12 protein-coding genes and 1 tRNA gene are annotated in these 11,929 nt (G+C 49.7%); 1 reads left to right on the forward strand and 12 read right to left on the reverse strand.

From position 1 onward, the window contains the following. Positions 1–5 precede the first annotated feature (5 nt). The 10 genes from ERE07_RS00555 to mntP form a co-directional block, all read right to left on the reverse strand. Positions 6–1,121 carry a relaxase/mobilization nuclease domain-containing protein gene (locus ERE07_RS00555; RefSeq protein ID WP_130006940.1) on the reverse strand — a complete coding sequence of 372 codons (1,116 nt, stop codon included), beginning with the start codon at positions 1,119–1,121 and terminating at the stop codon, positions 6–8. A gap of 3 nt (positions 1,122–1,124) precedes the next feature. Next, complete coding sequence (locus ERE07_RS00560; RefSeq protein WP_130006941.1) at positions 1,125–1,526, reverse strand: hypothetical protein; 402 nt, start codon at positions 1,524–1,526, stop codon at positions 1,125–1,127. Further along, the gene (locus ERE07_RS00565; protein WP_130006942.1) at positions 1,507–1,788 is read right to left on the reverse strand and encodes a hypothetical protein; all 282 of its coding nucleotides are present in this window, start codon (positions 1,786–1,788) and stop codon (positions 1,507–1,509) included. Before ERE07_RS00565 ends, ERE07_RS00560 begins: the two co-directional genes overlap by 20 nt. Positions 1,789–1,798: 10 nt before the next feature. Next, positions 1,799–2,572, reverse strand: coding sequence for a hypothetical protein (locus tag ERE07_RS00570; protein WP_130006943.1), 774 nt, complete (start codon positions 2,570–2,572; stop codon positions 1,799–1,801). Between the two features lie 128 nt (positions 2,573–2,700). Further along, complete coding sequence (locus ERE07_RS00575) at positions 2,701–2,997, reverse strand: hypothetical protein (protein WP_130006944.1); 297 nt, start codon at positions 2,995–2,997, stop codon at positions 2,701–2,703. Positions 2,998–3,196: 199 nt separating this feature from the next. Continuing rightward, positions 3,197–5,689, reverse strand: coding sequence for a replication endonuclease (locus ERE07_RS00580; protein WP_130006945.1), 2,493 nt, complete (start codon positions 5,687–5,689; stop codon positions 3,197–3,199). Positions 5,690–5,769: 80 nt separating this feature from the next. Beyond that, positions 5,770–6,312, reverse strand: coding sequence for a hypothetical protein (locus ERE07_RS00585; RefSeq protein WP_130006946.1), 543 nt, complete (start codon positions 6,310–6,312; stop codon positions 5,770–5,772). A 518-nt stretch (positions 6,313–6,830) separates the two neighbouring features. Then, positions 6,831–8,093 (reverse strand): tyrosine-type recombinase/integrase, encoded by a 1,263-nt coding sequence (locus ERE07_RS00590; RefSeq protein WP_130006947.1) that lies wholly within the window; start codon positions 8,091–8,093, stop codon positions 6,831–6,833. A gap of 197 nt (positions 8,094–8,290) precedes the next feature. Then, positions 8,291–8,366, reverse strand: a tRNA-Asn gene (locus ERE07_RS00595). Between the two features lie 130 nt (positions 8,367–8,496). After that, positions 8,497–9,066 carry a manganese efflux pump MntP gene (mntP, locus tag ERE07_RS00600; protein ID WP_130006948.1) on the reverse strand — a complete coding sequence of 190 codons (570 nt, stop codon included), beginning with the start codon at positions 9,064–9,066 and terminating at the stop codon, positions 8,497–8,499. A gap of 296 nt (positions 9,067–9,362) precedes the next feature. Here mntP and ERE07_RS00605 point away from each other — a divergent pair, with 296 nt between their 5' ends. Next, entirely contained in the window at positions 9,363–10,424 is a 1,062-nt protein-coding gene (locus ERE07_RS00605; protein ID WP_130006949.1) for an AI-2E family transporter, read from the forward strand. Between the two features lie 35 nt (positions 10,425–10,459). Here the strand turns inward: ERE07_RS00605 and ERE07_RS00610 are convergent, their stop codons facing one another. After that, a complete protein-coding gene (locus ERE07_RS00610) occupies positions 10,460–10,834 on the reverse strand; it encodes an MAPEG family protein (protein WP_130006950.1) in 375 nt (124 codons plus the stop codon). 88 nt (positions 10,835–10,922) lie between these two features. Next, the gene (locus tag ERE07_RS00615) at positions 10,923–11,882 is read right to left on the reverse strand and encodes a 3-hydroxyacyl-CoA dehydrogenase family protein (protein WP_130006951.1); all 960 of its coding nucleotides are present in this window, start codon (positions 11,880–11,882) and stop codon (positions 10,923–10,925) included. Between the last annotated feature and the right edge of the window lie 47 nt (positions 11,883–11,929).

Here is an 11,929-nt window from a genome sequence, read left to right on the forward strand (position 1 = left end):
TTTCATCAGCCTTTTTGTCGTTGAATTGTTGCGGTGGGCACGGGCTGGCGCGGCAAGGCTGGCGAACGGATTCCTGAAATTCCAGGAATCTTTTTCTGTGTACTTGCGCGTGTCGCGGATGCGAATCGATTCAGAATATTTGATGCTTCGGCCATAGCCTGATCGGTCGTTTCTGCTAGACCTGGCGGCGTTCGTTGCGTGTTGCTGGCGTGCGGCCTGATAAAGTTTCGGAGTCGCGCCGGACCATGTTTATTGCCAGCCTTGATCTGTTTCGCTTTGAAATTGCTGATCCGATTTTGTTCAAGTTGGGCAGCAACTTTTGCCCATCCCAACGTGTTGCTTTTCGTAAGTTTTGATCCAGAAGTCCACTCTTTGGGGCCGTCGATGTTGCGCAGAGACCAGGCATAGGGTGCGCCGTCACGGTGCCTGAGTCGCATTTCGATGCCGGCGTGGCGCAGATTTTCGCGCAGCTCGCGGACGTTTTTGCTTTTGTTGACACAGTCAGCGACTCGATCAGAATTCACAACAGATTGTGCTTCTGTGAACCGATTTCGCTCAGCTGATCGGTCACGCTGGTGATGCCTGTTCGACCCATTAAATTTTGATTTTTCTGCGGCCCCGGCATTAACTTGAAGACCGAGCCGCGATTCAATTTGACGGCTGGCGCGGCGATGCACGCTAGAGTCCCAGCTGTCTGGTACAGATTTTCCATCACTTTTTATGCGGAGAAACATCATATGTAAGTGATGTGTGTGTCTGGATGAGTGTCCGTCTGTGTGCCGAAAACAAATGTATGGTGCGTCGCCTAGGCTTCGCTCATTACGATAGATTTCGATTGCTTGTCGCCATTCGTCATCTGTCAAAACTCGGTCGGCGGTTTCGGGTGAAAACACGATGTGCCGAACCGGGTCTGTGATGTTTTTGTTCAAAGTCTTCCAGGCCTCCAGCTCATTTTTGATGCCGTCCAAATCTGTGCCGGCTAAGTTGCTGTCGAGCGGCGTTAAGTGTTCGCCGTGTTTGAGTTGCGAACAATAATTGACGGTGTGCACGATACGATTTTGCGCCGCTGTCGCTGCGCTCACGCCTGATTTACGTTTGCCGCCGACACTTTTTATGATCATGATTCAGGCACTCTTCGTTAAAATTTCGGCTCGCAATTTGCGCAAAAGTGATTCGCAGACGCGTGTATTTTTGTAGATAGTTTCAAGATCGGATCGACTCATTTCGAGCGGTTTTACTCGATTAAGATGGGCTGCGATCTGGTTCAAATTCGACTGAAGTGGTTGTAATTTCACGTAAGCCTGCGACGCGGAAACGTCCAGGCCAGCGTGAATCTTCTCCGGCAATCGTTCATGCAAAACGAGCAAGCGAACGGCCTCGCTGCGCGTGTATCCGGACTGAGTTAAACGATGGTCCAGTGTTTTTAGTTCATTAGCCGATAGCCGAACTTTCAAAAATTTGTCTCGCGGCATGTCCGATTTTGGCCGCCCGCCGCGCCTGTTTTTTTCACCACTCTTTGCCGGCATATTGTTCACCTACTTTTTTGTTTTCTAAGGTTGCTTCAGGTTCAGATTCAGCGGGCGCTCGTTTCGATGTGTTTGAGAAGTGCCAGGGCAAGTACATGCAAAAAAAGATGAAAATTGTCAGTGTTATGTCGTCAACGTTCGTTCCGATTTGCGTGATCAGTGTTTGATATAGATGCTCAAAATAGATCGGTTTGTAAAAATAAGGAGATGCTATCGATGCTGCGCCGATGCAAAACTTTATGAAGTCATTGAGCTTGTTCATCTTTGTTTCCCTATTTCATTCTCGGACGGTCAGCATGCAGGGGCGCGTTTCCGAACTTTTTTTCGGTGTGATGTGCCCCGGTTTTGCTGTTGTGCGCGGGCGGATTCATGTCCATGTCGATCCGACTTTCTTGAGTTTGTGCGTCTTCATTCGCTCGTTGAATTTGCGTTCTGACTTGATTTAGATCCGCTCTCCATTTTTCAAAATCGGGATTATTGAGAACCTTTTCGCGGCCAAAGATGCTGCGTTGAATGATCGTTTTGGGCGGCTTTGATTCTTTCAAGATCTGAATATTTCGCCGGCCTTCATTTTCTTTTCTCAAGTCGCTTTCGAGAATTTTGTGTTTTTCGTCGTGTTGCTTATCGGGCTCATAATCAGTGTGCGGCCCGTGCTTCGTCCACTCGCCCCATCTTCCGGCTTCTTCATCAAATTTGCATGACGAAACTAGCTGATCGTTCTGATAAATTTCAATTTGATCAACATCAGTTCCCTGGTTTCGCAAATTTTTGAAGGCTTCGGACTGGGCTTGAACGAGCGTCAATGAGCGCAAATTTTGCATGTCACTGGCCGGCAAAGCGCCCGTTTTTTTTGCTTGTTCGTTGATGGTTTGAGATTTTTTGCGGACAACAACTTGAAATTGATCTTCAAATTCTTCCTCCGGCAAGTTCGTTGGAGGCGGCAAAATAGGGACTGCGCTGCCGGATTTTGATGCACCCTTTTTCTTCGTTATTGACGAGAAAATTTGCGGGGCTTGACCAGAGTTTTGAGTTTTAACGAAAGCCATGATTTTTCATCCTTGATGATTAACTAAGCTGGGTGTGTTTTGAAAAGGGAGCGAAGCGACCGTCTTTTTCGGGCCAGGGGCCGGGAAAAGCAGGCTGTTGTCGTGGCAACGACAACACCGCCTGCGTATTAACCAGAAAAGCCCGCTGTACCGGCGGGTGCTGTAGATTGTGAATTGATCAGTTTAGGGGTGGGTTTGTGACCGAATTCTGCTGCCCACTCCTTGATCAAAATTTGGTCACGTTTACTTAGTTGGCTGATAAATTGATCAGTTAGAAGGCTGGTTAAAGCGCGAGGATTTTTCGTGACAATAACGGCCAATACCCGCGCTACTGCTGAGTTTCGCGCCGCTTGTCGTTCTTTAATTTGCACTTCAAGTTGCTTTTGCTTCTGTTGAAGTTTTGCAAGTTTTTCGGTCAGATTCATGGTGTTGTTTCCTGTGAAATGGACTATATAAATCTAATTGATATTCTTATTATTTATATAAAAACTATTTATGTCCAGCCGGAAACGGGCAGACGGGCGCAAGCGGGTGGGCGCGGGCTGTGCTAGACCCGCGCCGGGCCGGCGCTACACTAATTTTTGAAATTTTGACTGAACGGTTAATCTAAGAAACCGGTCAATTTCATCCAGGCGGGTGGTGAAAAGCGGGCGAAATCGAATGTTTGTGTGTCGATTTGATTTGCTCGATGCTCATGATTGAGAGCGACGCGGTGTGAGCTTCATTGAGTCGAAGTCGTTCTTCAAGTGTGATCTGTTTAAACCCAGTGTTGGTGCGGCTTTCGGGACGCGAAGCGGCCCCTCGGCCATGTATCAATAACTGTAACTCGATGGTGGATTTTTGCTTTTTCTCTTCGATTTCTTTCTCTTTTTGGGCTCTTTTTGAAGCGAGCTTGGACGCTCTTAATTCAGCACTCGCATTCTCGTCTCTCTCCCAAAATCTCATTCTTTTGTCGCGCCCGATATGAACCGTTCCGGCTTGATCGACTCGGTACAACATTTGATGCTTCCCGGGTTTTGCGGGCTCATTAAACTGATTAAGTTTGCGTTTTTTTCGTTTGATGGATGGCTCTAATAATTCTTCATCTTGATCATCAATGTCAGAGTTTTGATCATTGTCAGCATCGTTGTCGAACTTGCTTGTGTTGCTGAATGAGCCTGCTGTGATCATTCTGTCTAATGTGTACTGATCATATGATTCGCGAGTGATTTCGCCGTTTTCGTCCGCATAATCGGCAAGTGTTTTGTATTGAACATCGAAGAAGTCGGACTGAAAATAAAGCGGCTTGTACTCTATGCCGACACTAGTCAAATAATTGATCATGTGTTCAACACAGCATGATTTGTGATCAAAATATTTTCGCGGGGTTGAGTCATCGATTTGGCCGAATTGTGTTTTCGGATACGGCTCGATTTTGTCAGTTTCGGGATCGAGTCCATGGGCAAAATACCATGCCGGTTGGAGCTCAGCGGGTAGAAAATCTGGGTCTTTGCATGCCCGAAGCCAGCGCCAGTTTCCGATCGACTGCTTGCTAGTATTAAACGATCGCACGCCGATTTTGCGAGCAAAAAGTGCTTCAGCGGACGGCTTGTCTTCATCGCCGCCAATGTTTTTGAGCGGGTATCTTAACATCTTCATTACATATCGAATCGCCCCGTTTTCTTTTTTAAACGGTTGAAGATCTACTCTATGCTTTTTTGCGCCGGCTTCAAGTTCTTCGTCTGTGAGCATTATATTTCCGTCGCGCTCATACAAAAAAATTGAGAAAATGAGCTTGCGCACTTGATCATATAAGTCTGCTGGGACATAGAGTACAGAGTGCCAATGCGGTGTTGCGTCAGTGTGCCCTTCTGTTGCAGAAAAAAAGTCCCAGTGACTTTTATCGTATCCATTTTTTTTGAGTAATTTTGCTAGATTTGCACGAAAAAGCACCCATCGTTTTTGCTTCCATTTCGCGCCGTCAATGGGTGTCAATGTCGGATCAAAATTCTTGTTTGCAACACTCCATTTTTTACGCCCATTTCCGACCGTTTTCATTGAGTGAAAGCGTGATGGGAGTGTAATAGTCATCAAGAAACCGATCAGACCTCTTTTGTGCGCAAGCTCACATTGCGCACGCGTGCGCAGCTCACGCTCTTTTAGTTGATGAAGTTGTTGGACTTTAGTTATTTCATCAAGCGTCTTTGAGTCTGCGCCGGACCTGATGATTGTTGTGCTCAGCCAGTCCTTTGTCATTTTTATTTGCTCATGCGCACGTTGAACAACGTGAAACGGAAGATATTGAGAACGTGTTTTTGTCGGGTCATATTCCATGTGCCCCAGCCCGACAGTACCGAGAATTCGGGCTGCTTGGATGTTAGACATTGTTAGCTTCTTGTTGATACGTCGCAGCCAGAATTTCGATTGTTGAGCGCGCAAAAACATTCCGTCGTGATCAACATCTTTTGCGGGCGCCCAGCCAAGCTTAGACGCTAGAATTGATTTTTTTTGGTTAGCGTATTCGTTTGCTAGCTCAAGTTGCCCGGCAGATCTCAGTTTTTTAAATTTGATGTAGTGTAGTGAGAATTTGTCGGCTTGTTCTGTTGCGTATTCACGAACATCAAAGTAGTCAGAATCAAGAGAAAGCGGAAGCTTTTTATGTGCTTCGTAAACAGCTTTATCGATTCGATTTTTGCTGTGTGCGTACGTTGTGTATTGATCTGCTAGAAAAACTTGTTTGAGCTTTGTTTTTGTTGATTCAAGTTCGGTTGCTGGTTCTCCGACGCCCAGAATTTTGTTGATGGCCTGGTCGATTAAGTGCGTTGCGGGCTCTACGTAATCAGCCGGCAGGTGATCTACTCGACATTCTGAAAGTGCTGCTTCGCGCAGCCTCGCGCGTCGTGTTTCGACTGCTTTTTTAACGTCGCCGAAAAAATCTTCGGACTCAAGCGGCGCATTACGAGCTCCGGAAAGTTTGCCGGTTTTGATCGAATACTCGCCCCAGCTGTGGAAGCCGGCTGGCGGTTCAATGCTTAATGTCTGACAGTTTTTTTGTTGTAATTTTTTTGCATTATCTATGCGCGCATGAAATTTTCTTGCATCAGCGTGAGTGTTCGTGTACGATTCAATTACAGTCATGAAAGTCTCTTTTCATTGAATGTCAGCCAGGTCAAAAGCTGAATGCTCCTAGAACCCCTGCCGCCAAGCAGGGGTTTTTTTTATGCGAAAAATGTTGCGTCGGCGTCTTGAATAAACATATTTTGTTCAAGGACACGAAGCTTTCGGTCTGCGACCCATCGAGCCGCTTGCTCAGTTGTTAGAATGAGACAGGCGGCGCCTGGGCTTTGCCAGGTTGTTGATTTTGATTTTTTTGTTTCGCCCGTTGTTTTCCAGTTCGTTTTGCTGCCGCCCTGGGCGTTCAAGAAAAATGTATTTGCGTCAGTTTCGCTCACGTATAAAGACTCGGAGAATTTAGTCTCTTCTGTCCTGCCGCTTTCGAAAATTGCGAATAATCTGGCTCGTCGCAGCGATTCTGTGTTTTTTTTGTATGCACGTTGCTCTTGAGTGATCAGATTGTTAATGTTTCGATTGATAGTATTGTCTTTTTTGATCGTTTTTGTGCCTGTTTCAGCTAGTAGGTCTTTGATTATTTGATGCTTGTCTTGAACTACATCAGACTCATTCGCAACGCTCTCAGGCGATGCATATGCAAATGCAAAGGGTGAGCTGGGCAGGTGGCTTTCGATTAGCTTCGTTTTCATGATTAGCTCCGGCGCGCATCACATATTGAATATTTTCGGCAGATCGCGACGTGGCCGGCCAACGGGGCGTTTTGTTCTTTCTGTTCTTTCGATGCAGGGTTGTAGTGAAGACATGTTCTCGTACGCCCATTTTTCGACTTCTGCGAGAATGTAGCGAGGCCTGCTGTTGTTTATACTTATGCACGGGGGCAACCGGTTCGGCGGTACTAATTTTCGTTTTATCTTGTAACGCAAATTTGATAGTGTGCATGCTTGCATGCCGAGAAGCTCAGCGCATTCTTTGTTGTTGATTATTTTCATTTGATTCACCGTAGAATTTATTTTGTGTTTTTATTTTCTATTATCATTTGAAATTATCAAAGCCAGATCGAAGCATTCTTTAAAAAAAGTTATTTCAAAAAACCCCTGTTTTGAAATACGGATGTATTAAATACAATCAAAATCAATTTGAATGCGCTAAATAAAAAAATAGCCCTGAAAAACAGGGCTAATTCATTCAATTGGGAAAGCGCATTATTTTAATTATGCGTGCCGGTCATTGTTTCTGTCTGCTGCTCCTGCTTTGCTCGAGTAGCGTCACGCTTATAAAGTTGATGTACGACGCTAATGTCAACGTGCGTATATCGTTCGAGACTTTGTAGTGTTTTGTGTCCGCTCACTCTTTGAATTTGCTGAGTTGTCCAGCCTCGATCCGCCAGCCGGCTGCATGCTTCATGTCGCAAATCGTGCCAGCGAAAGTCCGGTATCTCTAGTTTTTCGCAGATAGTTTTCAAGAGTCTGTATGCATGATCGGGCAGTAGAGAGCCGAAAATCGGCTCGTCAAGCGCCGCGCCGATGCGCTGCGGCCCGCGCAGCTCTATCAAGATCTTGTGCAGCGTCGGCGACATAGGCACAAGTGCCGGAACGGCTTTATTTTCCGGGCCTTGACGCTGATCCGGCACAACAATCACTGACTCGTCGCCAGTGCTGCTCCAGCTGATCCAGCTCCAGCAGATTTCAAATAATTTGCCGCGCCGCATGGCGCATTCGATGGCTGCTGCATACGCTGCGCGTGCGTACAGCAGGCTTTGATGCGGCATTAAATCGATCTTGTTCCCGCCGGTTGCTGGAATGATTATTCGATAGTTCGGATCAGCCGCTTTGCGCGTGTGAGCGTATTTTTGAGCTTGCTCTAGCTGCTCAAATATAGATAGTATTTTTCGATGCTCGGCCGGTGTCAGGCGTCTATCTCTCTTATTTGAGTGCCCGACTTCTTGCAACGCTATGTCAACAATATTGTCGATCTGATAGCGCCACTTTTTTTTCATGTATCGAAAGAGTCTGCTCAAGATAGAGAGATCGTTTCGAATCGTTGATTCTGATACGTCATCGTCGCGTCTGGTGTTGATCCATCGTTCAAGTTTACTGACTCTCAAATCTATTAGTTTTGTTTGTCCGATGCTGCTCTTGACCCATGCATTTTTGCGACTTTTTTCGCGATGGTCATCAGTCTTCGCGTAGATTTTGCTTATTTTTTTGCGGCTTTCCGGCACTTTTGTTTCTTCGCATTCCTGCCACCATTTTTCAATGAGCTGCCCGATTGTGGCTTGCGGGTTGAAGATGCCGAGATTGTTTAGTTTTGCGGCTTCGACTTGTTTTTTTAGCTCAGCTTGAGCGTGCAAAGCTTGTGTTTTTGTATTAAAGACGCGAGTGACGCGGAGCGGCTTGTCGCCGCTCGTGCGGATTTCAGATGTGCGAAAGTCGAGTTTCCAGCCGCCGCTGGCGATGCGATAAATAGACATAAGAGTCCCTTTCCCCGGCCTGGGGAATGAAGTTAATTAAAACTTCCGGGAGCACTCCTTAGGTCGACAATCGAGCCATGCGATCTGCCACCTTTTTTGCCACTTAAACCCCGAAATTCGTCTAAGTTTCAGAAAAGGATTTTGTAGGGAAAAAGCCGGAAACCCTTGATATATAAGGCTTTCCGGCTTTTGAATCTTGGCTCCCCGAACTGGGTTCGAACCAGTGACCTGCGGATTAACAGTCCGTCGCTCTACCGACTGAGCTATCGGGGACCAGAGAAGCGAAACTATAGCATAAATTTTTTCTGTCGTGCAAGTAGGCCCGAACGCATTTTGCCCAAAGCCTAGGCACCGTGCTGGTGGGCGAGTCTCGCCCCGACAACTGTGCGGAAAGACCGACCGCTCACCCGGGAACAGAAAGATGTTCAATCAGAATTGCCACCCCGATACCAATCAGGATCACACCGCCGATGACACCCGCCCTGCGGCCTGCCATTCTCCCCAGCACGCGACCCAACATCACCCCAAGCGTTACCATGACCATGGTAGTCAGGCCGATGATGGCGGCCACCTCCAGAATATTTACCTCCAGAAAGGCCAGACTAACGCCGATTGCCATGGCATCAATACTTGTTGCAAAGCCTGTCATGGCCAGCACCCAGAACGAGTGCCTGCTTTTAGGTGGCGGCGCAGCGTCTTCGGGTTTACAGGCCGCGACAATCATGGCGATGCCCAGCCCGCACAACAGCACGAAAGCGATCCAGTGATCCCAACTGCGCACATACGGCGCTGCAACCGACCCCAGCGCCCAGCCTATCAACGGGGTGAGCGCCTCGATCACGCCAAAAATCAATCCCGTTTTGAGCGCCTCGGCGATGCGTGGTTTGTGCAAAGCTACGCCTTTGCCGACAGCTGCGGCAAAGGCGTCGGCTGACATGGCCAGCGCAATCAGAAGAATGGAGGGGAGATCCATGGTGCAAAATGTTCCTGGCCGGGCACGTTACCAAGACATGCCAAGCGCGCCCGAACACATAACGCTGGCATGTCTATGGTCTCGTCAGGCCACATGTTGGCTGCCGGCGCCACGGCATAAAGCAAACATGCCGAGAATGTTGACGCAAGCGCTTCCGGGCGGAAGCAGACTACTCCCCAAAAGACGGTGCGAGTATAGCATGGGGTATCTACATATACCGTTACAGCCTGCCGAGCAGAGCCGAGGCGTTTCGCATAGAATTACCCGACCAGGCTCTCTCACTTCTGGAATGCAGGATGAACCACTCAAATTTATACTTTCGCTCTTTCCTGCTGCTGCTCGCGCTTGTCAGTATCGCGTTTATCTGGGTGTTGCTGCCCTACTATGGCGCGATATTCTGGGGAGCCATCCTGGCAACGGTCTTTCATCCGCTGCACCGGCGCCTGCTGGAAAAACTCCGGGGCCGCCGCAATCTCGCTGCGCTGCTGACGCTGCTGATCGTGATCCTGATCGTTATTCTTCCCCTGATCGTGATCACGACATCGTTGCTGCAGGAAGGTGCCGCCATATACCAGCGCATGGACAAAGGCGAAATCAACTTCGGCAATTACTTCAACCAGATCGTGGGGATTTTCCCTCCGTGGGTGCACGATATGCTGGGCCGACTGGGGATAAACGATATATTCAGCCTGCGAGAAAAACTGGCGCAGGGCGCGCTGAAGGCGGGCCAGGTCGTCGCCTCACAGGCGGTCAATATCGGGCAGAATACATTTCAATTCCTGGTCAGCCTGGGCATCATGCTTTATCTGCTTTTTTTCCTGCTGCGCGATGGCGTCAATCTCGCCCGCAACAGCAAGCAGCTGATTCCCCTCAGCGATGACCATCAGCAGCATTTGTTCCGCAAGTTCACCACCGTCGTGCGCGCCACCGTCAAGGGCAATATCCTTGTCGCCATCACCCAGGGAGCGCTTGGCGGGCTGATGTTCTGGTTTCTCGGCATTCAGGGTGCACTACTGTGGGGCGTGCTGATGGCGTTCCTGTCATTGCTGCCAGCAGTCGGCGCGGCACTGATCTGGCTGCCTGTTGCAGTTTACTTTCTGGTTACCGGCGCAATCTGGCAGGGTGTCGTGCTGGTATTGTTCGGCGTGCTTGTGATCGGGCTGGTCGATAATATTCTGCGTCCGCTGCTGGTAGGCAAGGACACGAAAATCCCCGACTACGTGATCCTGATTTCAACCCTGGGCGGCCTGGCGGTATTCGGACTGAACGGCTTTGTCATCGGCCCGTTGTTTGCCGCGTTGTTCATCGCCTGCTGGGATTTGTTCCCCTCTGCCATCAAGATGAACACAGAAGCCTGACGCAATGGAGACAGGGCCAGCCTCTGGGCTGGCCCTTACACCGCCTTGAACAGAATCGCAATATTGATGGCAAGCGCCAGGCCCCATACCAGCGACCGCAGCACACCATAATCTGCAATATAGATAGCGATATAGGCGATACGCACAGCGATCCAGGCCGCCACCAGCGTAGTCAGTGCGGCGGGTTCCACCTGCGCGTACAAGGCAAACAGCACCGCTGCATAAAAGAAAGGCAGGCCCTCCAAAAGGTTGGACTGAGCCGCATTGGCCCGCGATCGCCAGCCTTCCTGCTTTGCCAGCCATTCCCGCGGGGCATTGTTGTCAAAGCCCTTGCCGCCGGCCTTGGCGGCAATCACGGCGAAATACGGCAGCAATGCCGCAACGAGCAACAGTATGGCCAATGTTTTCATAACAGCTCCCAAACGGTGTGATAGGCCTGAAGTCGCAAAACTCCATAGTACTAGATGCGAACGCTGCCAGTTACGGCGAACCGCCAGATCAGGGCTCGATGGGTGGCAGGTCTGACGCAAGAATCTTCAGGCCGGCACGCAACGCCTCGTCATAGCGTCTACGTTCTGCCGCAATCGTGGCGGGTGTCCAGGCGTAAAATCCCTGACCGGACTTCATGCCGATTGTGCCTAGTCGAGGTTTGTCTGCCAACACAGGAGGCGGCTCGGCAATGTTGGACAATGACGGATAAATGGTTGCCGCAGCTGCTGCGTGAACGTCCAGCCCGGCATGCTCCTTCTGCATGACTGGGCCCGCCGCCAGATAACGGAAGCCAAAACCAAAACGCACGGCGTTATCGATGTCTTCTGGCGTCACAATGCCCTGCTCTATCATGGAAAACGCCTCCCGCGCCAAGGCATGCTGAAGACGATTGCCGACAAACCCGGGCACATCCTTGCGCACGACAATGGGCACCGAGCCGCAGCGACGCATGAAATCCGCCAGCCCCTGCGCCCGAGCCGGATCAGTATCCGGCCCCAGCACCACCTCAACCAGCGGCACAATATGCGCCGGCATGAAGAAATGCAGGCCTATCATGCGGTTTCGCGTAGGCAGGCCTTCGGCGATCTGGCTGATCGGAAAGCTGGAACTGTTGCTGGCCAGCAGCGCATGCGCAGGCGCCTTGTCAGCGAGCGCAGCGAACAGCTCACGCTTGAGCGCCAATTGCTCAGGGATACATTCGATCATCAAATCGATGTCGCGCCAGTCTATATCGTCTGCGGCCTGAACCACTTGCAGCAAGCTGATGTTGCCGCCCTTACCCAGCATCTCGAGGTTTCCGGCAATCTTTTCACGTATCGCCTCATGTGCCTCGATCCGTGTTTCAAGAACATATACATGGCAATGCGCGCGCAGCAGTACCACGGCCACGTCCGCGCCCATGGTCCCTCCCCCCACGATAACGGCATGGCAAGTGGATGGTGCGCCCAGAATAGTGTGTTGTGTCATAAGAAAGATGAATTCAGAAGATAAACGATTGAGAAACTGATGGCGGC

Source organism: Allopusillimonas ginsengisoli (assembly GCF_004153455.1).
Taxonomy (GTDB): Bacteria; Pseudomonadota; Gammaproteobacteria; order Burkholderiales; family Burkholderiaceae_B; genus Allopusillimonas; species Allopusillimonas ginsengisoli.